The sequence below is a fragment of the Kitasatospora sp. NPDC057198 genome, from assembly GCF_042670125.1.
Lineage (GTDB): Bacteria > Actinomycetota > Actinomycetes > Streptomycetales > Streptomycetaceae > Kitasatospora.
In genome coordinates this window covers 1-25366 of record NZ_JBHUWH010000061.1, presented here as the reverse complement: position 1 = coordinate 25366, position 25366 = coordinate 1, and the positions used below count along the sequence as shown (strand labels likewise).

General features: G+C 75.0%; 25 protein-coding genes. 13 read left to right on the top strand and 12 right to left on the bottom strand.

Annotation, left to right across the window (positions count from 1 at the left end; translation table 11 throughout):
• From mycP to ACFUEL_RS10485, 3 genes are all read right to left on the bottom strand, one after another.
• The coding region (mycP, locus tag ACFUEL_RS10495) for a type VII secretion-associated serine protease mycosin (RefSeq protein WP_380235682.1) at positions 1–1093 on the bottom strand (1093 nt) is incomplete at its 3' end.
• A gap of 106 nt (positions 1094–1199) precedes the next feature.
• A complete protein-coding gene (locus ACFUEL_RS10490; protein ID WP_380235681.1) occupies positions 1200–2867 on the bottom strand; it encodes a WXG100 family type VII secretion target in 1668 nt (555 codons plus the stop codon).
• 52 nt (positions 2868–2919) lie between these two features.
• Complete coding sequence (locus ACFUEL_RS10485) at positions 2920–3471, bottom strand: hypothetical protein (RefSeq protein WP_380235680.1); 552 nt, start codon at positions 3469–3471, stop codon at positions 2920–2922.
• Positions 3472–3799: 328 nt separating this feature from the next.
• Here ACFUEL_RS10485 and ACFUEL_RS10480 point away from each other — a divergent pair, with 328 nt between their 5' ends.
• The 7 genes from ACFUEL_RS10480 to ACFUEL_RS10450 all read left to right on the top strand — a co-directional run bounded on the left by ACFUEL_RS10480 (position 3800) and on the right by ACFUEL_RS10450 (position 10330).
• Entirely contained in the window at positions 3800–4537 is a 738-nt protein-coding gene (locus ACFUEL_RS10480) for a uracil-DNA glycosylase (RefSeq protein WP_380235679.1), read from the top strand.
• Between the two features lie 287 nt (positions 4538–4824).
• A complete protein-coding gene (locus tag ACFUEL_RS10475; RefSeq protein ID WP_380235678.1) occupies positions 4825–6066 on the top strand; it encodes a substrate-binding domain-containing protein in 1242 nt (413 codons plus the stop codon).
• 5 nt (positions 6067–6071) lie between these two features.
• Entirely contained in the window at positions 6072–6830 is a 759-nt protein-coding gene (locus ACFUEL_RS10470) for an ABC transporter ATP-binding protein (protein ID WP_380235677.1), read from the top strand.
• Positions 6827–7549 carry an ABC transporter ATP-binding protein gene (locus tag ACFUEL_RS10465; protein WP_380235676.1) on the top strand — a complete coding sequence of 241 codons (723 nt, stop codon included), beginning with the start codon at positions 6827–6829 and terminating at the stop codon, positions 7547–7549. The genes ACFUEL_RS10470 and ACFUEL_RS10465 overlap by 4 nt, the downstream gene beginning before the upstream one ends.
• Positions 7546–8412 (top strand): branched-chain amino acid ABC transporter permease, encoded by an 867-nt coding sequence (locus tag ACFUEL_RS10460; protein ID WP_380235675.1) that lies wholly within the window; start codon positions 7546–7548, stop codon positions 8410–8412. Before ACFUEL_RS10465 ends, ACFUEL_RS10460 begins: the two co-directional genes overlap by 4 nt.
• Positions 8409–9479, top strand: coding sequence for a branched-chain amino acid ABC transporter permease (locus ACFUEL_RS10455; protein WP_380235674.1), 1071 nt, complete (start codon positions 8409–8411; stop codon positions 9477–9479). Before ACFUEL_RS10460 ends, ACFUEL_RS10455 begins: the two co-directional genes overlap by 4 nt.
• Positions 9476–10330, top strand: coding sequence for an alpha/beta fold hydrolase (locus tag ACFUEL_RS10450; protein ID WP_380235673.1), 855 nt, complete (start codon positions 9476–9478; stop codon positions 10328–10330). Before ACFUEL_RS10455 ends, ACFUEL_RS10450 begins: the two co-directional genes overlap by 4 nt.
• Before the next feature lie 248 nt (positions 10331–10578).
• Here ACFUEL_RS10450 and ACFUEL_RS10445 read toward each other — a convergent pair whose 3' ends face one another.
• Complete coding sequence (locus ACFUEL_RS10445) at positions 10579–11829, bottom strand: hypothetical protein (protein WP_380235672.1); 1251 nt, start codon at positions 11827–11829, stop codon at positions 10579–10581.
• Between the two features lie 251 nt (positions 11830–12080).
• Entirely contained in the window at positions 12081–12695 is a 615-nt protein-coding gene (locus ACFUEL_RS10440) for a hypothetical protein (RefSeq protein WP_380235670.1), read from the bottom strand.
• Positions 12696–13202: 507 nt separating this feature from the next.
• Here ACFUEL_RS10440 and ACFUEL_RS10435 point away from each other — a divergent pair.
• A complete protein-coding gene (locus ACFUEL_RS10435; protein ID WP_380235668.1) occupies positions 13203–14294 on the top strand; it encodes an LLM class flavin-dependent oxidoreductase in 1092 nt (363 codons plus the stop codon).
• Here ACFUEL_RS10435 and ACFUEL_RS10430 read toward each other — a convergent pair.
• From ACFUEL_RS10430 to ACFUEL_RS10420, 3 genes are all read right to left on the bottom strand, one after another.
• Positions 14284–15255 carry a phosphotransferase family protein gene (locus ACFUEL_RS10430; protein ID WP_380235667.1) on the bottom strand — a complete coding sequence of 324 codons (972 nt, stop codon included), beginning with the start codon at positions 15253–15255 and terminating at the stop codon, positions 14284–14286. The two genes, ACFUEL_RS10435 and ACFUEL_RS10430, sit on opposite strands and share 11 nt — an antisense overlap.
• 36 nt (positions 15256–15291) lie before the next feature.
• The gene (locus ACFUEL_RS10425) at positions 15292–17169 is read right to left on the bottom strand and encodes a putative bifunctional diguanylate cyclase/phosphodiesterase (RefSeq protein ID WP_380235666.1); all 1878 of its coding nucleotides are present in this window, start codon (positions 17167–17169) and stop codon (positions 15292–15294) included.
• Between the two features lie 378 nt (positions 17170–17547).
• The gene (locus ACFUEL_RS10420; RefSeq protein WP_380235665.1) at positions 17548–17973 is read right to left on the bottom strand and encodes an OsmC family protein; all 426 of its coding nucleotides are present in this window, start codon (positions 17971–17973) and stop codon (positions 17548–17550) included.
• A gap of 368 nt (positions 17974–18341) precedes the next feature.
• On the opposite strand from ACFUEL_RS10420, the gene ACFUEL_RS10415 reads away from it, so the two are divergent.
• Both ACFUEL_RS10415 and lepB read left to right on the top strand, forming a co-directional pair.
• Positions 18342–18668, top strand: coding sequence for a chorismate mutase (locus ACFUEL_RS10415; protein WP_380235663.1), 327 nt, complete (start codon positions 18342–18344; stop codon positions 18666–18668).
• A gap of 94 nt (positions 18669–18762) precedes the next feature.
• Positions 18763–19449: a signal peptidase I gene (gene lepB / locus ACFUEL_RS10410; protein ID WP_380235662.1), complete on the top strand. Its 687-nt coding sequence runs from the start codon at positions 18763–18765 to the stop codon at positions 19447–19449.
• Positions 19450–19520: 71 nt separating this feature from the next.
• On the opposite strand, the gene ACFUEL_RS10405 is transcribed toward lepB, so the two are convergent.
• Positions 19521–20570, bottom strand: a complete 1050-nt coding sequence (locus tag ACFUEL_RS10405; RefSeq protein WP_380235660.1) for a transporter — start codon at positions 20568–20570, stop codon at positions 19521–19523.
• Positions 20567–21304, bottom strand: a complete 738-nt coding sequence (locus tag ACFUEL_RS10400; protein ID WP_380235659.1) for an ABC transporter ATP-binding protein — start codon at positions 21302–21304, stop codon at positions 20567–20569. The genes ACFUEL_RS10405 and ACFUEL_RS10400 overlap by 4 nt, the downstream gene beginning before the upstream one ends.
• A 389-nt stretch (positions 21305–21693) precedes the next feature.
• Here ACFUEL_RS10400 and ACFUEL_RS10395 point away from each other — a divergent pair, with 389 nt between their 5' ends.
• From ACFUEL_RS10395 to ACFUEL_RS10385, 3 genes are read left to right on the top strand one after another with little or no spacing between them, the layout of a single operon-like run.
• On the top strand, positions 21694–22839 hold the full coding sequence (locus ACFUEL_RS10395; protein WP_380235657.1) for a sensor histidine kinase: 1146 nt from the start codon (positions 21694–21696) through the stop codon (positions 22837–22839).
• Complete coding sequence (locus ACFUEL_RS10390; RefSeq protein ID WP_380235656.1) at positions 22836–23504, top strand: response regulator transcription factor; 669 nt, start codon at positions 22836–22838, stop codon at positions 23502–23504. The genes ACFUEL_RS10395 and ACFUEL_RS10390 overlap by 4 nt, the downstream gene beginning before the upstream one ends.
• A 33-nt stretch (positions 23505–23537) precedes the next feature.
• A complete protein-coding gene (locus ACFUEL_RS10385) occupies positions 23538–23837 on the top strand; it encodes a YciI family protein (protein WP_380235655.1) in 300 nt (99 codons plus the stop codon).
• Positions 23838–23863: 26 nt separating this feature from the next.
• On the opposite strand, the gene ACFUEL_RS10380 is transcribed toward ACFUEL_RS10385, so the two are convergent.
• Positions 23864–24274: a hypothetical protein gene (locus tag ACFUEL_RS10380; RefSeq protein ID WP_380235654.1), complete on the bottom strand. Its 411-nt coding sequence runs from the start codon at positions 24272–24274 to the stop codon at positions 23864–23866.
• A 95-nt stretch (positions 24275–24369) separates the two neighbouring features.
• Complete coding sequence (locus ACFUEL_RS10375; protein WP_380235683.1) at positions 24370–25254, bottom strand: DMT family transporter; 885 nt, start codon at positions 25252–25254, stop codon at positions 24370–24372.
• Positions 25255–25366 lie beyond the last annotated feature (112 nt).

Below are 25366 nucleotides of genomic sequence, written 5' to 3'. Positions count from 1 at the left end.
TCGCCGCGCCGCTCGGGTCCTGGGCGCCGGGCTCGGCGCCCGAACCGGGGGAGGCGGACGGCGAGACGGCGACGGTGGGCAGCGGGTTGACGTCCGCCGGGCCCGGGTCGCCGGGGTCGGTCAGGGCGATCCGGGGCCGGACCACGCCGTAGCCGAGGTACTCGCTGCGGTGCTGCGGGTCGCTCGCGGTGTTGATCAGCACCCGCAGCACCTGGTTGGCCGTCCAGTCGGGGTGCGCCGACCAGACCAGCGCGGCGGAGGCGGAGACCAGCGCGGCGGAGTCGGAGGTGCCGTCACCCTTGCAGTACCCGGACGGGCCGGTGCAGGCGCCGTAGATCTCGACGGCCGGGGCGGCCAGCAGCACCTGCTGGCTGTGCTGCGACTCCTCCCAGAACTTCCCGTCCCGGTCGGTGCCGGAGACGGTGACGACGCCGGGCAGGACGGCCGGGAAGATCAGCGGGTTGCCCTTCTTGCCCTCGTTGCCGACCGCGGAGACGATCAGCGCGCCACGGGCGATGGCGTGGTTGACGGCCTCCTGGAACTTGTTGATCTGGGCCGGGCTGATGGTGTCGATGCCCTGGGAGACGTTGATGATCTTGGCGCCGTTGTCGGCCGCGTAGACGATGCCCCGGGAGAGCTGGTCCACGTACTGGTCCGTGGTCGCCGTGGGGTCCATGTTGTTGATGCTGTTCTTCACCGGGAGGATCTTGACGCCGGGCGCCAGGCCGTAGGCTCCCTGGCCGTTCAGGTTCTTGCCGGTGCCGGCGATGTCGCTGGCCATGTGGGTGCCGTGGCCGACCGGGTCGGACTGCGGGCCGCCGGGCAGCCCGCTGAAGTCGGCCCCGGGCAGCAGCTGCCCGGCCAGGTCGGGGGCATCGCCCTGCACCCCGCTGTCGACCACGGCCACGATGATGCCCTGGCCGGTGCTGACCTTCCACATCTCCTCGGCGTGCATGGCGTCCAGGTGCCACTCCTGCGCGCGGATCGAGCTCACCGCCGCCGCGGGCCCCGCCGACCAGCCCCACAGGACGGCGCCGACCGCCGCCGCGGCGGCCAGCCGCCGCCCCCGCCCGGCTCTGCCCAATCGCCGCATCACGCTCTCCTCCGTGCCTGTCTCGCGTCCGCCAGGGCCTTCCCGGCGCGCGGTTCGGCCCGGCCGGGGAGCGCGCGCCCCCGCGGCCGGGCCATCGAACGAACCGTCACTCGATCACGTTCGGGTTGACCGGGCCCATCCCGGACGTCCAGGTGTTCTCGTCCTCGGTCAGGTAGTCCGGGCGGTTGCCCTGGGCCTTGCCCTTCCGGTTGGCGCCGCCACCGGCGCCGTGGCCGCCGCCGAACGAGCCGCCGGCCCGGCCGTCCGCGCCCCGCTCGGCCCGGCCGCGCAGGCCGGTGCCGCCCGGGGTGAACTCGCCGCGCGCACCGGGGGTGCGGCTGCCGCCGACGGTGCCGCCCGCGCGGCCGACCGTCCCGCTGCCGCGCGAACCGCCGGCCCCGCCGCGGGCACCGCCACCGCCGCCCATGCCGCCGCCCATGCCGCCCATGCCCGGGGCGCCCGACCGGCCGGCCTGGCCGGTGCTGCCGGCGCCCGTCGTCGAGGTGCCCGCGGTGCCCCGGGCGCCGGTGCCCGCCGAGCCGGAGGCGGTGCTGCCGGAGCGGCCGCCGCCGGTGGCGGTACCGCCGCCGGTGCTCCCGCCCAGGCCGCCGCCCAGGCCGCCGCCGCCCACGTAACCGCCGCCACCGCCGAGGTGGCCGGCCCCGCCGCTGAGGCCGCTGCCGCCGGTGCCCCCGCCGCCGCCGGTGTAACCACCGCCGCCCCCGCCGTAACCGCCACCGCCACCGGTGTAACCGCCGCCGCCCTGGCCGGGCGGGGCCGGGTCGACGTGGTCGATCTTCAGCGGCGGCGGGACCACCGGGTTCACCGGGTTCACCGGGTCCGTGACGGGGAACCGGGTCGGCGGCGGCACCGGCATCGGGCCGCTGACCGGCCACGGGGTCTGCGGCGGCCCCTGGACCGGCGTGGGCGCCGTCCAGGCCGGCGGCCGGGGCGTCAGACCGCCGCCCCCGCCGCCACCGCCACCGCCGTAACCACCGCCGCCGCCGGTGTAACCGCCGCCGCCCCCGCCGCCGCCCGTGCTGCCGCCACCGCCGTCGACCGGTACGTTCGTCAGCCCGTCAATGCCGGACCCGAGGTGCTGCTGCGCCCCCGGCGGGGGCGGGAACACCGGCACCTGCGCCGAGTTGAGCTGCGTGGTCGCGTACTCGTACGACTGGCTCAGGCGCTCCATCTGCGCCATGGCCTCCTGGTGCGCCTGGTAGATCCGCTCGGACGCGGCGGTGGCCTGCTCCTCGGTGACCCAGTCGGGGTCGAACGCCCCGGCCATCTTGCTGCCCAGGAAGCCGCCCACCACGGTGCCGACGCCGGGCATCAGCACGCTGCCGACGACGGCGCCGCCGATGGTCGCGCCGGTGTCGTCCTGGGCCCAGTAGCGGCGCACCGTCTCCACGTCCTCGGACGGCACCGGCGGCAGGCCGTACTTGACGTTGCTGAGGGTGTCGGCGGCGGAGGTCAGGTGGGTGCCGGCGTTCCGCGAGTACGAGGCCAGGTCCATGGTGGAGCGGGAGACCTGGCCGCCCCAGCTCTTGAAGCTGTCGGCGGCGGTGCCCTCCCAGTCGAGGCCGCTGATGTGGGCGTGCAGTTCCTCGCTGATCCGGTCCAACTGCTCGGCGGCGGCCGACAGTTGGCGGCCCACGTCGGACACCGGGAACGGGTTCGCCTCCTGGACCATGGCCAGCAGTTCCTCGTGGCTGGCCTGCCCGATCTCGCCCGGTTGGGGCATGTACATGAACCCGCCCACCAGTTGCACCATGTTTTCCCCCTGTTGTGATCTGAACGGAACCGTCGTCAGCACGCCGGCGCGGTCAGTACGAGCCCTGCATGTTCTGGCCGAGCGGGACGCCGGGCTGCTGGCCGGTCCGGCCGTACTGGGCGCCGACCGGTGCCAGGCCGGCCTGGGAGCCCGCCTCGTTGAGGATCGAGTGGAAGCGCTGCTGCTGCTCGGCGTCCGCGTTGTCGTAGCCGCGGGCGGCCATGTCGATGCTGGCGCTCATCGCCTCGATCTGCAGGGACAGCGTCCTGGAGAGCTGCTCCAGGTTGCCGTGCACCGTGGCGTAGGCGGTCATCAGGTCGCCGGCCTGGCCGAAGTTCCGGCCGAGCTGGCCGGGCGCCAACTGCTGCTGGGAGATCGTCCCCTGGCCCGCGGCGGAGCCGTTGAGGGTGGCGAGGATGCCGTCGACCCGGGACTTGAAGGTCTGCAGGCTCTCGATCTCGACCTTGACCGCACTCGCGCCGACCTGGCTCGCCAGGGCCCGCATGGTCTGTTGGACGGCCTCCACGATGCCGCCGGTGATCGGGTCGTAGGCCGGCTTGTCCGCCGTGCCGCCGCCGCCCCCGTCCGTGGACGCTTCGAGCATGGTCGTTCCCCTTCCCCCGTGGGGCGCGGCCGGCCGCGCCCCTTCCTCCGTGCGGAGCGGGCGTCCGCTCCCCCCGCGGCCCCGTGCCGGCTCCGTTCCGGCCCCGCCGGGCGGCTCGCCGGGCGGGCCGCCGGGCCCGGGGCACCGGGTCAAAGATAGCGGCCCCCCACGACGCCCGGCAGGGGTCCTCCGGGTACCCGCCGACCACGGGCGGGGCGGGCTGTCGGCCCGACTGTGTAGCGTTCACCGCGACGGGTCCGGGACGGGCCCGCGCAACGGTACGAGCGAGATGCGGCCGCCGTGCGGCGCGGCCGGTGGGAGGTACAACGTGACGGAGCTGGCCGAGGCGTCCGCGGGCGGCGCGCCGGAACTGCCCGGGTCCTGGCGGGAGGTGCTCGCCGAGGAGACCGGCAAGCCCTACTACGCGCAGCTGACCGCGTTCCTGGCCGCCGAGCGCGCCGAGCACGAGGTGTTCCCGCCCGCCGGGCAGGAGTTCTCGGCGCTGGAGGCGACGCCGTACCAGGACGTCAAGGTGCTGATCCTCGGCCAGGACCCGTACCACGACAACGGCCAGGCGCACGGCATGAGCTTCTCGGTGCTGCCGGGCGTGAAGACCCCGCCGTCGCTGCGCAACATCTACAAGGAGCTCAGCACCGACCTCGGCCTGTTCAAGGACCCGGAGACCGGCGCCTTCCTGCCGCCCGACAACGGGTACCTGATGCCGTGGGCCGAGCAGGGCGTGCTGCTGCTCAACGCGGTGCTCACGGTGCGGGCGCACGTGGCCAACTCGCACAAGAACAAGGGCTGGGAGAAGTTCACCGACGCGGTGATCAAGGCGGTCAGCGCCCGCGAGGAGCCCTGCGTGTTCGTGCTCTGGGGCGGCTACGCGAAGAAGAAGCTGCCGCTGATCGACACCGAGCGGCACGTGGTGGTGCAGGGCGCGCACCCCTCGCCGCTGTCCGCGAAGCTGTTCCTCGGCAGCAAGCCGTTCTCGCAGATCAACGAGGCGCTCGAGGGCTTCGGCCAGAAGCCGGTCGACTGGCAGATCCCGAACATCAAGGGCTGACCCGGCGCACCGGGAGGCCCGACGGGGCCGCGAGGAGCACGACCAGAACGCCCGGCCGGGGTCTCCCGGCCGGGCGTTCCCGCGCGGGCCGGCCATGGCGGGCGGCACCACGGGGCGCGCCCGCTCCATGGGCCCGCCGCACACTCCCGGCCGCGCGCCGCCCCGACATGGAGGTTCGCCACACAGCACGGGCGGACGATGCGTGTCCCCGTCACATGTCGTCGCGGGGAGCGCGCCCCTACGGTTCCGGCATCCCACCAGCACCGGAACGTCAGGAGCCCCCCACCATGCCAGTCACGGACGCCACCCACAGACGCCCCGTCCGCAGGCTCGCCGCGCTGGCCGCCTGCGTGCTGCTCGCCGCCGGCTGCGCGAAGGCCGGTACCGCGGGCACCTCGACCGAGGCCGGGGGCGGGGACGGCAAGAGCCCGGTCAAGGTCGGCCTGGTGTACTCGAAGACGGGCCCGCTGGCCGCGTACGGCAAGCAGTACCTGGAGGGCTTCAAGGCGGGCCTGGCGTACGCGACCAAGGGCACCGGCGCGGTGGACGGGCACCCGGTGGAGGTCACCGAGCAGGACGACGCGGGCGACCCGGCGAAGGCGGTCTCGGCGGCCAAGGACCTGATCGGCAAGAACGTGCGGATCCTGGCGGGCTCCACCGCGTCCGGCGTGGCGCTGCAGGTCGGGCCGATCGCCGCGCAGAACAAGGTGCTGTTCATCTCGGGCCCGGCGGCGGCGGACAAGGTCACCGGCCTGAACAAGTACACCTTCCGCTCCGGGCGGCAGTCGTACCAGGACACCAGGGCCGCCGCCTCGTTCATCGGCGACGCCAAGGGCAAGAAGGTCACCGTGCTGGCCCAGGACAACGCGTTCGGGCAGGCCAACGTGGCCGCGGTGAAGGAGGTGCTCGGCGGCGGGGGCGCGAGCGTGGACGCGGTGCTGGCGCCGCCGTCGGCGACCGACCTGACGCCGTTCGCGACCCAGGCGAAGGCCGCCAAGCCGGACCTGCTGTATGTCGCCTGGGCGGGCGACACGGCCTCGGCGCTGTGGACCTCGCTCAACCAGCAGGACGTGTTCTCGGCGACCAAGGTGGTCACCGGCCTGGACGTGGCCGCCTCCTACCCGCTGTTCGGCCCGGCCGCCGAGAAGATCGACTTCCTGAACCACTACTTCGCGGGCGCGGCCGGCGGCACCGAGGCCGAACTGGCGATGACCGACGCCGTCACCAAGGCCGGCTCCAAGCCCGACCTGTTCACCCCCGACGGCTTCACGGCCGCCCAGATGGTGGTGCACGCGCTGGAGGCGAACAAGGGCTCCGACGCCGACACCGACGCGCTGGTCAAGGCCCTGGAGGGCTGGAGCTTCGACGGCGTCAAGGGCCGGCTGACCGTCCGGGCCGAGGACCACGCGCTGCTCCAGCCGATGTTCCAGGTCAAGCTGACCGGCACCGGCGCCGCCGCCAGGCCCACCGCCGAGAAGATCCTGGACGCGGAGCTGGTCGCCCCGCCGGTCGTGAAGATGGCGGGCTGAGCGGCATGGCCACCCCTGTCCCGGTGCTGCGGCTGGACGGCCTCGGCTGGTCGGTGCGCGGCGTCCCGATCGTGCAGGACGTCAGCCTCGAGGTCGCCGAGGGCGAGTTCGTGGCGTTCATCGGCCCGAACGGGGCGGGCAAGACCTCCCTGTTCAACCTGGTCTCCGGCATCCACCCCGCCACGCAGGGCGCGCTGTACCTGGACGGCGCGGACATCACCGCGCTGCCGGTGCCCGCCCGGGCCCGGCTGGGCGTGGGCCGCACCTTCCAGACCTCCTCGCTGTGGCCGGGACTGACGGTGGCCGAGCACGTGCGGCTGGCCGCGCAGGCCGCGGCCGGGCCGGGCGCCTCGTACCGGATCTGGCGCCGGGCCGGCCGCTACCGGCAGCAGGTCGAGGAGACCCTGGAGCGCACCGGCCTGGCCGACCGCGCGGAGGACCTCGCCGGGTCGCTGTCGCACGGCGGCAAGCGGAAGTTGGAACTGGCGGTGCTGCTGGTGGGCGAGCCCAGGCTGATCCTGCTGGACGAGCCGATGGCCGGGGTCAGCGCCGAGGAGGTGCCCGCCCTGGTGGAGCTGATCCGCTCGGTGCACCGGGAGCAGGGCCGCACCGTGCTGATGGTCGAGCACCACATGGACGTGCTGCTGGGCCTGGCCGACCGGCTCGCCGTGATGCACCACGGCACCCTGCTGGCAATCGACTCCCCCGACGCGGTGATGGCCGACGCCACCGTGCAGGGGGCCTACCTCGGGGAGGCGCTGTGAACCTGCTGACGGTCCGTGACCTGCGGGTGGTGGTCGACGGCCTGCACATCCTGCACGGGGTCGACCTGGACGTCGCCGCCACCGGCGTCACCGCCCTGCTGGGGCGCAACGGCGCGGGCAAGACCACCACCGTCAAGGCGGTCATGGGCCTGGTGCCGCGCACCGGGACGATCACCTTCGACGGCGCCGACATCGGCCGGCTGCCCACCCACCAGGTGGTGCGCCGGGGCATCGGCTACGCCCCCGAGGACCGCGGCGTCTTCGCGCACCTGAGCGTCGCGGAGAACCTGCGGCTGGCCGAGCGCGACGCCCACCCCGCCTACGACCTCGTCCACGAGCTGTTCCCCGAGCTCAAGCAGCGCCACCGGCAGGCCGCCGGGACGCTGTCGGGCGGACAGCAGCAGATGGTCGCCATCGCCCGCACCCTGCTGAACGGCAACCGGCTGATCATCGCCGACGAGCCCACCAAGGGCCTCGCCCCCAGGATCGTCACCGAGGTCGCCGACGTCCTGGCCCGCGCCGCCGAGTCCGTCCCCGTCCTGCTGGTCGAGCAGAACCTCGCCCTGGTGCGCCGGATCGCCGGGCACTGCGCCGTCCTCGCCGACGGGCGCACCGCCCACCGGGGCGACACCGGCGAACTGCTCGCCGACGAGGAAGCCGCCCGCCGCCTGCTGGGCGTGGGCACCCACCGACCCGCTCCGGAGGCGAAGCACCGTTGAACACCGTCGTCCTGCTCACCTGCACCGGGCTGGGGCTGGGTGCGCTGTACTTCCTGGTCGCCTCCGGCCTGTCGCTGATCTTCGGCCTGATGGACGTCCTCAACTTCGCCCACGGCGCGCTGCTCTCCATCGGCGCCTACGCCGCCTGGTGGGCCGCCACCGACGGCGGCATGGGCTTCTGGCTGGCCGTCCCGTTCGGCACGGTGGTGGGCACCGCCGCCTCCGTCCTGCTCGAACTCGCCCTGATCCGCCCGCTCTACGCCCGCCCCCGGGACCAGATCCTGGCCACCGTCGGCGTCGGCCTGGCCCTGCCCGCCCTGATCATGGGCATCTGGGGCTCCGACGCCCGCCCCTTCCCGCAGCCCGCCGCACTGGCCGGCACCGTCGACCTGCTCGGCGCCACCGTGCCGGTCAACCGCTTCGTGCTGATGGCCGCCGCCCTGGTCGTCCTGGTGCTGCTGCGGCTGTTCCTGGCCCGCACCCGCTACGGCCTGATCGTCCGGGCCGGCGTCGAGGACCGGGCGATGGTCACCGCGCTGGGCATCGACGTGCGCAGGGCGTTCACCCTGGTCTTCGCGATCGGCGGCGCCGCCGCCTCGCTCGGCGGGGCGCTGGCCGGGCTGTACTTCGGCTCGGTCAACCCCTCCCAGGGCACCGGCCTGCTGATCTTCGCCTTCGTGGTCGTCGTGATGGGCGGCATGGGCTCGGTCACCGGCGCCGCCGTCGCCTCGGTCGGCGTCGGCCTCGTCCAGCAGTTCGCCAACTACTACACAGCGGCCGGCCTCGGCGACCTCTCCGTCGTCGTCCTGCTCGCCGTCCTCCTGCTCGTCAAGCCCCGCGGACTCACCGGGAGACTCGCGTGACCACCCACCTCAAGCGCTGGTGGCCGCTGGCCCTGCTGCTCGTCCTGTTCGCCGCGCCGTACAGCACCCTCCCGCTGCCCGGCCTGCTCGACGGCCCGCTCGGCAGCCCCGGCAGCCTGCAACTGATCGCCCTGTGCCTGCTCTACGGCGGCCTCGCCACCGGCTACGACCTGCTGCTCGGCCGCACCGGACTGCTCTCCTTCGGCCACGCCCTGTACTTCGCCACCGGCCTGTACACCACCGACCTGGCCATGCTGGAGTTCGGCCTCGACCTGCTGCCCGCCGCCCTGTTCGGCCTCGCCTGCTCCGCCGTCCTGGCCCTCGCCCTCGGCGCCGTCTCGCTGCGGGTCACCGGCATCGGCTTCTCCATGGTCACCCTCGCCTTCGCCCAGGCCGGCGCCATCCTGGTGCAGCGCAACCCCGGCGGATACACCGGCGGCGAGGAGGGCCGCTCCGCCCCCGCCGAGCACCTGCCCGACGCGCTGATCGGCATCCAGAACACCGCCAACCTGTACTGGATCGCCCTCGCCTACCTCGTCCTGGTCCTCGCCGTCGTCCACTGGACGGTCTCCTCGCCCACCGGCCGGATCTGGGCCGGCATCCGGGAGAACGAACGCCGCGTCGAGGTCCTGGGCCTGCGCCCGTACGGCTTCAAGCTCGTCGCGTTCACCGTCTCCGGCGCGCTGGCCGGCGCCGGCGGCGTGGTCTACCTGCTGCTCACCGGCGGCGCCACCCCGCAGGCGGCCGGCTCCGACGCGACGCTCGCCCTGCTGGTGATGGTCGTCCTCGGCGGCTCCGGCACCCGCTGGGGCCCGCTGCTCGGCGGCGTCCTCTACACCTGGGCCGCGCACCGGCTCGGCGACCTCGCCAACTCCGAGGCCATCGCCGAACTGCCCGCCGCACTGCGGGTCCCGCTCTCCCAACCGCTGTTCCTGCTCGGTACGCTCTTCGTCGCCGTGGTCTACCTGCTGCCCGGCGGCCTCGCCAAGCTCCCCGCCCGCCTGCGCCCCGGCCGCCGCCCCCGGACCGCGCTCCCCGTCACCGCCGCACCGGAAGGCGCCGCATGACCAGCTCCCGGCCCCACACCCTGACCGTGCCCGTGGACGGCGGCGAACTCGCCGTTCTGCACTGGCCCGCGACCACCCCCGACGCGCCCGTGGTCGTCGCCGTCCACGGCATCACCGCCAACGCGCTCGCCTGGGCCGCGCTGGCCCGGCTGCTCGACGGCAAGGTCGCGCTCTACGCCCCCGACCTGCGCGGGCGCGCCGCCAGCCGCGACCTCCCCGGCCCCTGGGGCCTGGCCCGGCACGCCGAGGACACCGCCGCACTGATCACCGCCCTCGACGCGGGCCCGGTCCGGCTGGTCGGCCACTCCATGGGCGCCTGGGTCGCCGCCCTCACCGCGACCCGGCACCCCGCACTGGTCGCCGCGCTCACCCTGGTCGACGGCGCCGTCACCTTCCCGCTGCCGCCCGGCGTCGGCGAACAGGACGCGCTGGCCGCCGTCCTCGGCCCCGCGCTGGCCCGGCTCTCGATGACCTTCGCCAGCCGCGAGGCGTACCGCGAGTTCTGGCGGGCCCACCCCGCGTTCGACCCGTGGACCGCCGAACTCGACGCCTACACCCAGCGCGACCTGATCGGCGAGGCCCCCGAACTGGTCTCCTCCTGCGTCCACGAGGCGATCACCACCGACGGCACCCAGGTCCTCCTCGACCGGGAGGCCGCCGACGCGATCCACCGCCTGACCGTCCCCACCCGCTTCCTGTACGCCGAACGCGGCCTGCTGGACGAACCGCAGGCCCTCTACGACACCGAACGGCTGACGGCGGCGAAGGTCGGGCTGCCGGCCGAGAAGGTGCCGGGCACCAACCACTACTCGATCATCTGGTCGGAGAGCCTGGCGGCGGCACTCGTCTGAGAGAAGCACCGACAGGGGCCCGGGGAACTGTCGGCAGACGAGCATGCACCACCAGGGGCCCGGGGAACGGCGGGTCCGTGCTGCTGGCGGCCGGAGCCCATCGAAGTGTTCGTGCTGCTGCGTGTCTGTGACAGAACCAGAAGCAGATGCGCGCAACGGCAGTGAACCGTCAGCAGACCCGGGCTCGCCGTTCCCCGAGCCCCTGGTTTCGCCTCTCGCCGTTCTTCCCGAACCCCTGGCGGTGCTCCCTACGCGCCCAGGAAGGTCTGCCAGCCGCCCGCCGGGGCCTGGCCGACGTTGAGGGTGCGGAGTTTGCGGAGGGTGGACTGGTCCTGGGCCTCCAGCCAGTCGACCAGCTGCTTGAAGGAGACCAGGCGGACGTCGGGCTTGCCGGCGATCTGCTTGAGGGTCTCCTCGACGGCGTCCATGTAGATGCCGCCGTTCCACTGCTCGAAGTGGTTGCCGACGAAGAACGGCGCCCGGTTGGTGGTGTAGGCGCGGTTGAAGCCGGCCAGGTACGCGTCCCGGGCCTGGTCGCGCCACTGGCCGTACTTGCCGGGGTCGCCCTTGGTGGAGCCGCCGGACTGGTTGGCGAGGATGTTGTAGTCCATCGAGAGGACCTGGAAGGTGTGGCCGGGGAAGGGGATGCCCTGGAGCGGGAAGTCCCAGATCTTGCCGTCCTGGACCTTCTGCGGCCAGATCTGCAGGCCGCCGGGTGAGCTGGCGTCGTACTTCCAGCCGAGCTTGGCGGCGGTCGGCAGCAGCGCCTTCTGGCCCTCCAGGCAGGGGGTGCGGCCGCCGATCAGTTCCTTCTTGTAGTCGAAGGGCAGCGGGTCGACGTCGGTGAAGCCGGTGTTGGTGCGCCACTCGGTGACGAAGGAGACCGCCTGCTGGATCTCGCTCTCCCAGTCCTCGGGGCTCCACTTGTTGACGCCGTTGTGGTCGGAGCGGGTGGAGCAGAAGTGCCCGTTGAAGTGGGTGCCGATCTCGTGGCCGGACAGCCACGCCTGGCTGATCAGCTTGATGGTGTTGCGGACGGCGTTGTCGGACAGGAAGGGGATGTCCGAGGCGCCGGCCGGGTGCTGCGGCGGGTGGTAGAGGGAGGACTTCTCCTTCGGCAGGGTGTAGATGCCGGAGAGGAAGAAGGTCATGCTCGCCTTGTACTCGTCGGCGAGCTTGAGGAAGCGGCTGAACTGGCCGTCGTCGGTGGCGCCGGCGCCGTCCCAGGAGAAGACCACGAACTGCGGCGGGGTCTCGCCGGGCTTGAGCTTCTCGGCGGCGGGCTGGTGCGGCTGGGTGCCGGTGTCGGCGGTGGAGCCGTCGCCGAGCGGGGTGGCCTTGACCGGGGGCTGCGAGGAGCCGGTGCCGCCGGTCGCGGACTTGGCGTCGGATCCGGGCCGGTTCGCGGAGCCGCCCCCGCTGGAGCAGGCCGCGACGGCGCCGAGGGCCGCCGTGGCCGCGGTGGCGGTCAGCACTGTCCTGCGCGAGATGGTGCTCATGGTCTCCCCTGCCACGGTGGGCGCGATACAGAAGGAACTCCGGAGGCCGACGCGCGGTCCCGGAGGTCAACTTCTGGCAAAATCGGACAATTTGACGGTATCGCCACCGCAAGGATGGCACGCCGGGGGTGGCCGGTCCAACGCCGTCCGCCCTCAACGGGTCATCACGCGGTAAAGCTTCGGACGGCTCCCGGGGAGGGCGTCCTGTTGCCGTCCTGAGACAGAGAACGCCGAGGTCGCGGGTGCGGCCGCTACTCGCTCTCCACCAGCACGGCCAGCCGGCGCCGCCGCCGGACGAGCTGGACCACGGCCGAGCTGATCGCGGTGGCGGCCAGGCAGGAGATGGCCAGGCTCAGCCAGGCGGTGTCGAACCAGTGCTGGTTGAGCCAGCCCAGGGAGACGATGTACGCCGCCCAGACCACGGCGGCCACCGCCGACCAGCGCAGGAAGGTCCACGGCCGGTGGTTCGCGGAGTGGCCGACCGCCACGTCCAGCACCGTCCGCCCGGCCGGGACGAAGCGGGCGATGATCACGATCGCCGCGGCGGCCCGGCTGGTGGTGCGGCCGGTGAGCGCCCGCTGCACCCGGTCGACGCTCGCGGCCAGCCGGGGGCGCCGGGCCAGCCCGCGGTTCACCGCGGGCGCGCCGCGCCGGGCCAGGTTGAGCAGCAGCAGGTCGCCGAGGAAGGAGGCGACGGCGACCCCGGCGGCGAGCAGCAGCGGCGAGCCGCCGACCTCCCCGGTCTTCAGCACGGCCAGGATCACCAGCGTCCCGCTGGGCAGGAACGGCAGGAAGGCGTCACCGAGGACGGCGGCCAGCGCCAGCGCGCAGTACCAGACCGGTGCGATGACGGCGTTCGGATCCACGGTGTCTCTCCCTCCAGCGCGCCCGGGGGAGAGCAGCTGCAACGGGGGACAACGCTAGCGCGGGCAAAGTTCATGGCATGAAGCACCCCCGTGTGGCATACCGCACACGGCGCCGGGCACGGCGAGAGCCCCCGGAGCGGGGTGCTGCTCCGGGGGCTCGTGGGATCGAACGACGCTGGTCGAGCCCGCCGATCTGTCGCTGGTGCGCGGAGCCGGTACGTGTTCCGCGCCGATCACCAGAGTGCCCCATCCCCGGCCCCGGTTCGAGCACCGGACCTGGCGACTTCTCGCTGTGGCGTGAAGTCGCCACGCAGCGTGGCCTGCTGACGGACCGGCGGACGGACCGGCGGACGGACCGGCGGACGGACGGCCGGGCGGACGGCCGGGCGGACGGGAACAGGCCGGGCGGCGGGAACAGGCCGACCGGGCGGGAACAGGCCGGGCGGCGCGGGGGTTGTGCTCCCACGGACGCCCGGCACCCGGCCGGGCAGCAGGAGGACGCACCGCATGAGCACCGCACCGGAGCCGACCGCCCCCGAAACCGCCCCGGCCCCCGCCGCGGACCGGATCCGCGGCCGGGCCGCGGGCCGCGCCCCCGCCCCGCTGTCCATCCTGGACCTGGCGACCGTCGGCACCGGCCACACCGCGGGCGAGGCGCTCGCCGCGACCACCGAACTGGCCCGCGCCGCCGAGGGCTGGGGCTACCACCGCTTCTGGGTGGCCGAGCACCACGGCATGCCCGGCGTCGCCTCCTCGGTGCCCGCCGTCCTGCTCGCCCACCTCGGCGCCCACACCACGACGCTGCGGCTGGGCTCCGGCGGCGTGATGCTGCCCAACCACGCCCCGCTGGCGATCGCCGAGCAGTTCGGCCTGCTGGAGGCCCTGCACCCGGGCCGGATCGACCTGGGCCTGGGCCGCGCCCCCGGCACCGACCAGGCCACCGCCCGGGCGCTGCGCCGCGGCCTGGCCGACGGCGCGGAGGACTTCCCGCGGCAGCTCGCCGAGCTGCGGCACTTCCTGGACGGCGACTTCCCGCCCGGCCACCCGTACGCCCGGCTGGAGGCGGTGCCGCGCTCGGCCTCCCGCCCGCCGCTGTGGCTGCTCGGCTCCTCCGGGTTCAGCGCCCAGCTGGCCGCCCGGCTCGGGTACCCGTTCGCGTTCGCGCACCACTTCAGCGCCGCCAACACCGTCCCCGCGCTCGACCTGTACCGGGACGGCTTCACCCCGTCCGAGGTGCTGGAGGAGCCGTACGCGCTGATCGGGGTCAGCGCGGTGGCCGCCGAGAGCCGGGAGCGGGCGCTGTGGCTGGCCCGGTCGGCGGCCCTGGGCATGCTGCGGCTGCGGCAGGGCCGGCCGGGGCCGATCCCGACGCCGGAGGAGGCCGCCGCGTACCCCTGCACCCCCGCCGAGGAGGACTTCCTCGACTCCTGGCTGGCGAACGTGGTGCTCGGCACCCCGGCGGAGGTCGCCGAGGGCCTGGAGGCGCTGCGGCGGCGCACCGGGGCGGACGAGCTGATGGTCACCTCGCACATCCACGGGCACGAGAACCGGCTGGCCTCCTACCGGATGATCGCCGAGGCGTACGGGCTCACCGGCTGAGCGCCGCCAGCGCCGCCAGCTGCTCGGTCACCCGCTCCGCCGACCAGGTCTCCACCCAGGCGGCGAAGTCGCCGGTGTACGCCCGGGGCACGGCTTCGACCCGCATGATCAGCGCCAGGTAGATCCGGTAGAGCGCGAGCCGGGTCCGCCCGGCGTCGTCCACCGCGAAGGCGGGGTCGACCGAGCGGTAGCCGGCGACGAAGTCGGTGTCGTCCTCGGCGGCGCCCAGCGGGTCCAGGCCGACGAGTTCGGCCAGCGGGTCGCCGAAGAAGGCCCGTTCGCCGTCGATCACGCCGGTCAGCTCCCAGCCGCCGTCCGGGCCGGGGGTGAGCAGCAGGTTGCCCTCCCAGGCGTCGAAGTGCACCAGGGCCGGGCGGCGGACCTCGGCCAGGGCGGCCCCGAAGCGCTCCGGCAGGGCGCGCAACTCCTCGGCGGGGGCGGGCAGGCGGACGCCGTAGCGGTCGGCGTCGGCGAGCAGCGCGCCGAGCATCGCGGCGAACGCGGCCGGCCAGCTGTCGGCCGACAGGCCCGGCTCGGGCTGCGGGTAGCCGTAGCGCTCCCCGGTGGCCCGAGCCACCCCGGCCGCCCAGGCGCCCAGCGTGCGGCGCAGCCCGGCCCGGTCGGCGTCGGTGAGCCGCTCGCGCAGGCTGTCCCAGGTGGTGCCCTCCACGTAGCCGAGCAGCAGCCACTCGCGGGTGCCGGCGTCCCCGTCCGGATCGTGGTGCAGCACCTCGGGGACGGTCAGCCCGGCGCCGGCGGCCAGCGCGTGGAACAGCCGCTCGGTGCCCAGCAGCCCGCGCTCGTGCGCCAGGCCGGGCGTGCCGGGCGGGGGCGCGCACTTGAGCACCAGCCGCCGCCCGTCGGACAGTTCGAGCAGCCGGGCGGCGTTGTACAGGCCGCCCGACATCGAGGTCTCGGACAGCACGCTCGCCCCGTCGAGCACCGCGTTCACGCGTTCCATCGGCCCTGGTCCCCTCCGCACCGGAAAGCCGCGGCACTACCGCCGCGGTCGACCACGGAGTATTCCGGCGATCACCTCGGGACCGCCAGGGCGGGCGTAGTACCAGCCCTGGGCGGTGTCGCAGCCGGTCTGCCGCAGCCGCTCGGCCTGGGCGGCGTTCTCGATGCCCTCGGCGGTGACGGTCAGGCCCAGGGCGTGCGCCAACTGCACCATCGCGCCGACGATCTGCTCGTCGGCGGCCCGGCGTCGGCCGTCCGCGCCGGGCGCGGACTCGCGGAACGCCTCGATGAAGGTGGCGTCCAGCTTGAGCGCGTGCACCGGCAGCCGGGACAGGTAGGCCAGGTTGGAGTAGCCGGTGCCGAAGTCGTCGATGGCGATCCGCACGCCCGTGTCGGCGAGCGCCTGCAGGGCTTGCAGCGGGCGGCCGCCCGGACCGAGCAGCGCGCTCTCGGTGATCTCCAACTGGAGCAGGCGGGCGGGCAGCCCGGTGCGCGCCAGCACGTCCGCGACGTCGGCGACCACGTCGGAGTCCCAGATCTGGCGCGGCGCCAGGTTCACGCTGACCAGCACCGGCTGTTCGGGGAACTCCTCCAGCCACCGCCGGGCCTGCCGGCAGGACTCCTCCAGCACCCACTTGCCCAGCTGGACGATCGCCCCGGACTCCTCGGCGAGCGGGATGAACCGGCCCGGCGGCAGCAGCCCGTACCGGGGGTGCCGCCAGCGCACCAGCGCCTCCGCGCCGCGCACCGCGCCGTCGGCCAGGCCCACCAGCGGCTGGTACTCGACGGTGAACTCGCCGCGCTCCACGGCCGGGCGCAGCGCGGTGGCCAGCTCGTGCCGGGCCAGCTGGTCGGCGCCCCGGTCGCGGTCGTACAGCGTCCAGCGGGCGCGGCCGTCGGACTTCGACCAGTACAGCGTGGAGTCGGCGTCGCGGACCAGGTCGGTGGGCGTGGAGCCGAGCACCGGGCGCTCCACCACGCCGATCGAGGCGGTGACGGTCAGCCGGTGCCCGGCCACCTCGAAGGGCCGCTCCAGGACGTCCATCAGGGCGGCGGCCAGCCCGGTCAGCTCCTGGCGCCCGGTGCTGCCGGTGACCAGCACGGCGAACTCGTCGCCGCCCAGCCGGGCCACCAACTGCCGCCGCTCGCGGGCGAAGCGGTGCTCCAGCCGGGCGGCGACGGCCACCAGCAGCTGGTCGCCGACGTGGTGGCCGAGGGTCTCGTTGATGGCCGCGAAGCCGTCCAGGTCGACGTAGCAGAGCCCGATCCGGTGCCCGCCCTCCGGCGCCGGGCCGTCCTGGCCGTCCGGCTTGAACGCGGCCTCCAGCCGCTCGTAGAACAGCGTCCGGTTGGGCAGCCTGGTCAGCGGGTCGTGGGTGGCCTGGTAGGCGAGCCGGTCGCCGAGCTGCCGCCGCTCGGTGATGTCCTCGACCATCACCAGCGTGTAGTAGGGGTCGCCGGCGCCGTCGCGGATCAGCGAGACGGTGACCCGGCCCCAGACCTCCCGCCCGCCGCGGTGCTTGAGCCGCTTCTCGGCCCGCATCCGGTCGCGCTCGCCGCGCACCAGCTCGCGGTAGCGGCGGCGGGACGGCTCCTCCGGGTCGATGATCCGGTGGATGTGCATGCCCGGGAGCTCGGCCACCTCGCGGCCCAGCATCGCCGCGAACGCCGGATTGCCCTCGATCACCAGGTCGTCGGAGCCGATCAGCGCCATGCCGATCCCGGCGTCGGAGAACGCGGCCCGGAACCGGGACTCGCTGGCCCGCAGGGCGGCGGCCAGCCGCTCGGCCTCGGTGTCCGGCGGGGCGCCGCAGGCGGCGCACGGGGCGGCTCCGGCTCCGGATCCCGGGCGCGGCGCTTCGGGCCACCCACCCCGATGGTGGTGTGCGTCGGTCCCGAGGTTCCGGCCCGGCACGGTACGCTCCCGTCCGCTGCTGCCACTGGTCGCACCGGGCGCCCCTCACGGACGGCGACCGGCCAGGCGGCCCGGCACCCGCTCGGCGGCCCCGGCCGGTGGCAGGGGAGCAGTCGGCGGCCTCGGGCCACGTCCGCCGATCATAGGCCGCAGGTGTAACTGTCCGCGACCGCCGCCAGGGTGATTGGTGACGATCACCCCGATATGCCCGTTACATTCTGTGCGAATTCGCGCGGAAGCCGACCGAAGGATGGGACGGCGGCCCCGGGGCGGACGACGGAGCCCCCGGTGGGCGCCGCGCGGGCGACCACCGGGGGAGCGCACCGCCGTTGACGCACGGTCACCGGCCGTGCGCTCAGGGCTGGTGGGCCGACCGGGTCAGGCCAGGCTCGCCGACAGCGTGATGGTGGTGCCGGACAGCGCCTGGCTCACCGGGCAGTTCGCCTTCGCGTCCTCGGCGGCCTTCACGAAACCGGCCTCGTCCAGGCCCGGCACCGTCCCGACCACGGTCAGGTGGATGCCGGTGATGCCGGTGCCCGGCTGGAAGGTCACGTCCGCCTTGGTCTCCAGCTTGGTGGGCGGGGTGCCGGCGCCGGCCAGGCCGTGCGAGAGCGCCATCGAGAAGCAGGACGAGTGCGCGGCCGCGATCAGCTCCTCCGGGCTGGTCTTGCCGTTCGCCGCCTCGGCCCGGGACGGCCAGGACACCGGGAACTCGCCGACGCCCGAGGAGTCGAGGGTCACCAGGCCCTTGCCGTCGAGCAGGTTGCCCTCCCACTCGGTGTGCGCGGTGCGGGTCGTCGCCACGATCAGGTACCTCCCATGAGAAGCGGACAGCGGTCGAACTGCTGTACCGGCGGCCGGACTTCCGGCCCCGGCCCGCCCAGCCTACGGCCCGCGCCGCGCGCCGGTGGGCGAACGCCGCGCGGCGCGCGGCGCTCCGGGCCGGACCGCTGCGCACAGCGGCCCGCACGCCCGTCCGCACGCCCGCCCGTGCGCCGTCCGCACACCGGCCCGTGCGCCCGTCCGCGCACCGGCCGCACGCCCGTCCGGACGCCGTCCCACATGCCGGAACAGGCCGGTAATCAGCGCGAACGCGACCAGCCCGCCCTGTTAGATTGGCCGTTCGCCACGCCCGAGCGACCACCCGTAACCCCGCATCGGAGCCATCCCACATGACGGACCAGCCCACCCCCTCCCCGGCGGGGATCGACGACGCCGTGCGGGCCGAGCTGACCCGCCTGCGCGAGTCCATCGACAACATCGACGCCGCCGTCGTCCACATGCTCGCCGAGCGCTTCAAGGCCACCCAGCAGGTCGGCCGGCTCAAGGCCGAGCACCAGCTGCCCCCCGCCGACCCGGCCCGCGAGCGCCGCCAGATCAGCCGCCTGCGCGAACTCGCCCTCAGCGCCAACCTCGACCCGGTGTTCGCCGAGAAGTTCCTCAACTTCATCATCGCCGAGGTGATCAGGCACCACGAGGCCATCGCCAAGGAAGCCTGAGGACCGCCCGGGTTGTCTGGTCCGGGTAAGGACCGGATTTCGCGCTGCCACCGGCTCGGGTTAGCGTGCTGTCCTTGCCAAGGAGGCGGTGTCGGTGTCGGTGGCGGTGACCGAGGAACCCACCCAGGAACGACGTCCGCGCAGGCGGCGGCCCTGGTACGTGGAACTGCCCGTGATGATCGTGATCGGCCTGCTCGTCGCCGTGCTGATCAAGACCTGCCTGTTCCAGATGTTCTCCATCCCGTCCGGCTCGATGGAGAACACCCTCCGGGTCGGTGACCGGGTCGCGGTCAACAAGCTGGCCACCCTCACCGGTTGGAAGCCCGAACCCGGCGAGCCCGTGGTGTTCAAGGACCCGGGCGGCTGGCTGCCGCCCGCCCCGCAGAGCGGCAACGCCTTCACCCGCACCGTCCACTCCGGCCTCAGCGCCGTCGGCCTGCTGCCGCCCGGGGACGACTACCTGGTCAAGCGGGTCATCGCGGTCGGCGGCCAGACCGTCGCCTGCCAGGGCAGCACGCTCACCGTCGACGGCAAGGCCGTCGCCGAGCCCTACCTGCACCCCGGCGACGACTCCTGCTCCGGCATCGACTTCGGCCCGGTCACCGTCCCCGCGAACCACGTCTGGGTCGAGGGCGACCACCGCAGCGACTCCGCCGACTCCCGCTACCACCGCGACGGCCCGGACGGCGGCTCCGTCCCGGTCGCCGACCTGGTCGGGCCGGCCAGCGCCGTGCTCTGGCCGCTCGACCACTTCACCTGGTTCGGCTGGACCGGCCGCTGACGCCCGTCACACCGTGACCCCCCTCACGCCGTGAGCCCTCGCACCGTGCCCCCCTCGCGCCGTGACCCCCCTCACGCCGTGACGCCGCGCCGCAGCCGCACCGCGCAGCCCGCCGCCACCGCCCCGGCCAGCAGCACCAGCGCCCCCGACTCGGCCCACTGGAACGGCCAGTAGCGGCGGGCCGGCTGGTACGCGACGCGCTGCGTCAGCCCCAGTGCGTTGATCGCCTCCCGGCAGGCCCCGACCGACCCCGCCTCCGGACGGCACACCTCCGGCACCGGCCCGGCGAACGCCCGCCCGGCCGCGTCCAGCGCCGTCACCGACAGCACCCACGCCCCCGGCAGCGACACCGGCGTCGACGGGTACAGCCGGTTCCCCTCGATCCGGACGATCCCCCGGTCCTCCGCCAGCACCAGCGCCCCCTCCGACCGGACGGGCGCCGCCAGGTGCGGGCGCACCAGCAGCGGCACCGCCACCTGCGCGGCCGCCAGCACCCCCAGCAGCACCGCCGTCGCCGCGACCTGCCGGTGCAGCAGCAACCCCGCCGCCACCCCCACCGCGAACCCGAACAGCGCCCACCCCACCGGCACCACCCCGCGCGCCGCGAACACCAGCGGCCCGAACCGCCCCGGCAACCCCCCGTCGCCCGCACCCGGCAGCGCCTCCGCCCGGTCCAGCGGCGCCGCCCACCGGGACACCGCCAGCGACAGCAGCCCCGCCACCACCGCCACCGCCGAACCGACCAGCGCCAGGCGCACCAGCAGCCAGCGCGTCCGCGTCACCCCCTGCGTCCACGTCAGCCGGAACGCCCCCGACTCCAGGTCGCGAGCCGCCAGCGGCACCCCCGCGAACACCCCGACCCCCGCGGGCAGCACCAGCAGCAGCACCACCCCCAGGTGGAACAGCCCGGTCAGCAGGCCGTCCGCGCCCACCGCCGCCGCGAACGCCGACTGCGCCCGCTCGCAGCCCGCGCCCGTCCGCGCGCAGCCCGGCAGGCCGCTGGAGTCGTACAGTCCCGCCAACCGGGGCCCGGTCGCGCCGTACAGCGCCCCGACGACCGCCAGCAGGGCCAGCGCGCACCACGTCTGCGCCCGGTACTGGCGCCGGGCCAGCCAGCTCACGACCGCCCCTCCGCCCGCTCGTCGCGCTCCTGCCGCAGGTGTTCGAGGACGACGTCCTCCAGGTCGCGCCGCCGCCCGTCCGGCCCGGCCAGCAGTTCCGCGAGCGGGCCAGCCGCGCGCACCCGGCCCCGGCCCAGCACGATCAGGTGCTCGCAGTCCCGGGCCAGGTCGCCGACCAGGTGCGAGGACAGCAGCACGCTCGGGCCGTGCTCGATCCGGGCCGCCGCCAACTGCTCCAGGAACTCCCGCCGGGCCAGCGGATCCAGCGCCGCCACCGGCTCGTCCAGCACCAGCAGGTCCGGCCGCTTCGCCAACGCCAGGGTCAGCGCGAGCTGCGCCCGCTGCCCGCCCGAGAGGCGCCCCGCCCGCTGCCCCGGATCCAGCCCCAGGTCCGCCACCCGCCGCCGGGCCCACCCGTCGTCCCAGCGGCGGTTCGCCCGGCGCCCGAACACCAGGTGCTCCCCGACCGTCAACGCCCGGTGCACCGGCGCGTCCTGCCCCACGAACCCGACCCGCGCCAGCCACTGCGCACGCGCACCCGGCCGCTCGCCCCACACCCGCAACTCGCCCGCGCTGGGCGGCAACAGCCCCGTCACCAGGTGCAGCAGCGTGCTCTTGCCCGCACCGTTGGGCCCGACCAGGCCCACCGTCCGCCCCGCCGGCACCTCCAACGTGCACCCCCGCAACGCCCACCGCCCCCGGTACCGCCGCCCCACGTCCCGCGCCTCGATCACGACCCCTCCTCCGTCTCCGTCCGAACGCCCCCCACCCTGGCCCGGGGTCCCGCGACGCCGCGTCAGCCCCGGGACCACGTTCGGAGTGGCACTTCGAACGGACGAGCAGGGCCCCGACAGGGGCTCGGGGAAACGTCGGCAGACGAGCATGCACCGTCAGGGGCTCGGGGAACGGCGAGTCCGTGCTGCTGACGGCCGGAGCCCATCGAAGGTCCGTGCTGCTGCGTGTCCTGAACAGAACCAGAAGCCGATGCGCTGGGCGGCAGTGCACCGTCAGCAGACCGGGCCTCGCCGTTCCCCGAGCCCCTGGCGGTGCCCTCAGGTACGACGTCCGGCGTCGTCCCCAGGTCCGATCCGCCCGTGCCCGTACCGCCGCTACCGTGGCGGGCATGGACTGGCACCGGCCGCTCGGCCCCCGACTGCAGGCCGTCGCGGACGGGGCGCTGGCCGTCGCACTGACCGCGCTGCCCCTGGTCTCCAGCGGGAACACGCCCGCCGGAGGGGTGGCGCCGGGGCCGCGTCCGGCGGACCTGGTGATGGTGGCGGTGGCCGCGTTCGCCGCGCCGACGGCCCGGCGGTGGCCGGTCGTGGTGCTGGGGGCGGTGCTGGGCCTGGCGGTGCTGAGCGCGGGGGCGGCGAACTCGCCCGCGCCGTGGGCGGCCGTCGCGGCGGTGCTGTACCGGCTGCCCCGGGCGCTGTCGCGCCGTCGGGCCGGTCAACTGCTGGCGCTGTCAGTGCTGGTGGCGGCGCTGTGCCTGTCCGGGGTGCCGGGCTGGTTCCGGCCGCACCCCGGTTCCGGCGGGCCGACGGCGGCCGTCACGGCCTGCCTGTTCCTGGTGACGGGCTGGACGGCGGGGTGGGCGGTGGACGAGCGCCGCCGGCGGCGGGTCGAGCACGAGGCGTCCCGGCAGCGGGAGGAGCGGCTGCTGATCGCCCGCGAGCTGCACGACGTGGTCGCGCACAGCCTGGGGGTGATCGCGGTGCAGGCGGGGGTGGCCAACCACGTCGCGGCCGAGCAGCCCGAGCAGGCCCGGCTGGCGCTGGCGTCGATCGAGGAGACCAGCCGTACCGCGCTGAACGAGATGCGGGTGCTGCTGGGCGTGCTGCGCACCGGCGGGGGCGAGGGGGAGCGGCTGCCCGCGCCGCGGCTGTCCGACCTGGACGGGGTGGTGCGCCGGGCGGCCGCGGCGGGCGTCCGGGTGGAGGTCCGACTGCTGGGCGAGCGGGTCGAGTTGCCGCCGGGGCTGGAGCTGGCCGGGTACCGGGTGGTGCAGGAGGCGGTCACCAACGTGGTGCGGCACGCGGGCACGGACCGCTGCCGGGTGCGGGTCGACTACCGCCCCGACGCGCTGGAGCTGACCGTCACCGACGAGGGCCGCGGCGGCACCCCGTCCGGCTCGGGCGGCGGCGGGCACGGGCTGGCCGGGATGCGCGAGCGGGTCGCCGTGCACGGCGGGGAGTTCCGGGCCGGGCGGCGGCCGGCCGGCCGGGGCTTCGAGGTGTCCGCGGTGTTCCCGCTGGCGGTGGCCGGATGATCCGGGTGCTGGTGGCGGACGACCAGGCGCTGGTGCGCGGCAGCTTCCGGCTGCTGGTGGACTCCGCGCCCGACCTGACCGCGGTCGGCGAGGCCGCGGACGGCGCCGAGGCGCTCGAACTCGCCCGCGCGCAGCGGCCGGACGTGGTGCTGATGGACGTCCGGATGCCCCGGCTGGACGGCATCGGGGCCACCCGGGCGATCACCGCGGACCCGGAGCTGGCCGGCGTCCGGGTGCTGGTGCTGACCACCTTCGACCTGGACGACTACGCCTTCGCGGCGCTGCGCGCGGGCGCCGCCGGGTTCCTGCTCAAGGACACCCGGCCGGCCGAACTCCTGGACGCGGTACGGGTGGTGGCCGCGGGGGAGGCGCTGCTCGCGCCCCGGGTGACCCGCCGGCTGATCGAGGAGTACACCCGCCGCCCGGAGCCGTCCGTACTGCCCGACCCGGCGGGGCTGGCGGCGGCGACCGAGCGGGAGCGGGAGGTGCTGGCGCTGGTCGGGCTGGGCTTCTCCAACGAGGAGATCGCCGCCGAACTGCACGTCAGCCTGTCCACCGCGAAGACCCACATCGGCCGCCTGCTGCAGAAGCTCGCCGCCCGCGACCGGGCCCAACTGGTCATCGCCGCCTACGAGTCCGGCCTGGTCCGGCCCGGCGTACGATGACGCGTCCGCCGGCCCCCGGCGTACGATGACCGGATGTTCATCCTCGAACTCAGCTACACCGCCCCGCTGGAGCGCGTCGACGCCCTGCTGCCCGCCCACGTCTCCTGGCTGGAGCAGCACTACGCCGGCGGCACCTTCCTCGCCTCCGGCCGCAAGGTCCCGCGCGACGGCGGCGTGATCCTCGCGGTGGCCCCCGACCGCCCCACCGTCGAGGCCCTCGCCGCCACCGACCCCTTCGTACCCGCGGGCGTCGCCGCCTACCGGATCACCGAGTTCGTCGCGACCACCGTCGCCCCCGCCCTCGCCGCCCACCGCGAGACCCTGCCGTCCTGACGCCCGTCGGGGCCGGCCCCGGCCGGCTACTCGGGCTGCACCACGTTCAGGGCCCAGCCGAGCGAGTCGTCGGAGGCGTCGACGTACACCGAGAAGGAGCCCCGGACCACGCCCGGCGCCATGGTCGCGGACCCCGTGCCGATGCTGTCCACCGGGCAGTCCACGGTGAACGCGGCGACCTCGGTCTGCTGCGACTCCATCGTCACCCGCACCGTGCCGCCGCCCGCGCAGGCCACCGTCAGCACGGTCGGCAGGCTCGTCCAGGCCCCGCCCGACACCAACCCGCCGTCCCCGACCCGGTCGTTCACCCAGACCAGGCCGTCCGGCCCGGGGTAGGGCAGCGTGACGCCGTCGGCCGCCCCGGCCGGGGCCGCGCCGAGACCGGTCACCGCGCACACCGCCAGGGCGGCCGCGCCCAGGGTCCTCGTACACCTCATGACTTGCTCCTCCCGTGCTCGCCACCGGTACCGGACCCATCCTGGACGGGGCCACCGGGAGGCACCTGAGTACGGGTACTCAACCGGCCGCGCGGCTACCCCCGGGCCGCCGACTGGGCGGCGAACGCGCCGGCCAGGACGAGCGCGCCGCCGGCGAGTTGCGGGGCGCCCAGGTGCTCGCCGAGCAGGATCCAGGCGAGCACGGTGGCGACCACGGCCTCCAGGTTGGCGACCACGCCCGCGACCGGCGGGGAGAGCCGCCGGACGGCCAGCACGCCGGTCAGGTAGGCGAGGACGGTGGCGACCAGGACCATCCACAGCGCCGGGACGAGCGCGGGCAGCCGGTGGCCGTTCATGCTGACGGAGCCGCCCAGCAGCGACCAGTCCGCCTCCCAGGGGCGGGTGAGCGCGGTGAGCAGGACGGCGCCCACCAGCAGGCCGTGGGCGGACAGCGCGAGCGGGGCGAGCGGGTGCCCGCCGCGGCGGCCGGCGTCGGCGAGCACGAAGTAGCCGACCTGGCAGCAGGCCGCGCCCAGCGCGAACAGCACGCCCGGGGCGTCGAAGGACAGCCCGTTCCAGACCTCGACCACGCAGGCCAGGCCCGCCACCGCGACGGCCGCCCCGGCCGTCGCCCGCCGGGAGACCGGCCGCCGCTGCACCAGCCGGACGTAGGCGAGCAGCAGCGGCGGCCCCAGGTACTCGATCAGCAGGGCCACCCCGACCGGGATCCGCGAGATCGCCGCGAAGTAGCAGGCTTGCACGCCCGCGACCGCCAGCAGGCCGAACCCGACCAGCACCCCGGGCCGCCGCAGCACCGCGTCCCGGTGCCGCCAGGCCACCGGCAGCAGCACCAGCGCGGCCCCGGCGACCCGCAGCCACACGGTGTGCATCGGGGAGAGCCCGGCCTCGATCAGCGGCTTCGCGGCCGTCCCGGACCCGCCGAAGGCGGCCGCGGACACCAGTGCCAGGGCCAGCCCCAGCCCGAGCGGGGTGGTCGCCCGGCGCCGGGCCGGCGGGGCGCCGACCGCCGCCGGGGCGTTGACGGCGGCCGGGGCGCCGACCGCCGCCGGGGCGTTGACGGCGGCCGGGGTG

What these genes read in the sequence shown, in the direction of transcription:
- ACFUEL_RS10490 (WP_380235681.1), bottom strand. Translation starts at nt 2,867, where the DNA reads ATGGTGCAACTGGTGGGCGGGTTCATGTACATGCCCCAACCGGGCGAG.
- ACFUEL_RS10485 (WP_380235680.1), bottom strand. Translation starts at nt 3,471, where the DNA reads ATGCTCGAAGCGTCCACGGACGGGGGCGGCGGCGGCACGGCGGACAAG.
- ACFUEL_RS10475 (WP_380235678.1), top strand. Translation starts at nt 4,825, where the DNA reads ATGCCAGTCACGGACGCCACCCACAGACGCCCCGTCCGCAGGCTCGCC.
- ACFUEL_RS10470 (WP_380235677.1), top strand. Translation starts at nt 6,072, where the DNA reads ATGGCCACCCCTGTCCCGGTGCTGCGGCTGGACGGCCTCGGCTGGTCG.
- ACFUEL_RS10450 (WP_380235673.1), top strand. Translation starts at nt 9,476, where the DNA reads ATGACCAGCTCCCGGCCCCACACCCTGACCGTGCCCGTGGACGGCGGC.
- ACFUEL_RS10445 (WP_380235672.1), bottom strand. Translation starts at nt 11,829, where the DNA reads ATGAGCACCATCTCGCGCAGGACAGTGCTGACCGCCACCGCGGCCACG.
- ACFUEL_RS10435 (WP_380235668.1), top strand. Translation starts at nt 13,203, where the DNA reads ATGAGCACCGCACCGGAGCCGACCGCCCCCGAAACCGCCCCGGCCCCC.
- ACFUEL_RS10430 (WP_380235667.1), bottom strand. Translation starts at nt 15,255, where the DNA reads ATGGAACGCGTGAACGCGGTGCTCGACGGGGCGAGCGTGCTGTCCGAG.
- ACFUEL_RS10415 (WP_380235663.1), top strand. Translation starts at nt 18,342, where the DNA reads ATGACGGACCAGCCCACCCCCTCCCCGGCGGGGATCGACGACGCCGTG.
- ACFUEL_RS10395 (WP_380235657.1), top strand. Translation starts at nt 21,694, where the DNA reads ATGGACTGGCACCGGCCGCTCGGCCCCCGACTGCAGGCCGTCGCGGAC.
- ACFUEL_RS10390 (WP_380235656.1), top strand. Translation starts at nt 22,836, where the DNA reads ATGATCCGGGTGCTGGTGGCGGACGACCAGGCGCTGGTGCGCGGCAGC.
- ACFUEL_RS10385 (WP_380235655.1), top strand. Translation starts at nt 23,538, where the DNA reads ATGTTCATCCTCGAACTCAGCTACACCGCCCCGCTGGAGCGCGTCGAC.
- ACFUEL_RS10380 (WP_380235654.1), bottom strand. Translation starts at nt 24,274, where the DNA reads ATGAGGTGTACGAGGACCCTGGGCGCGGCCGCCCTGGCGGTGTGCGCG.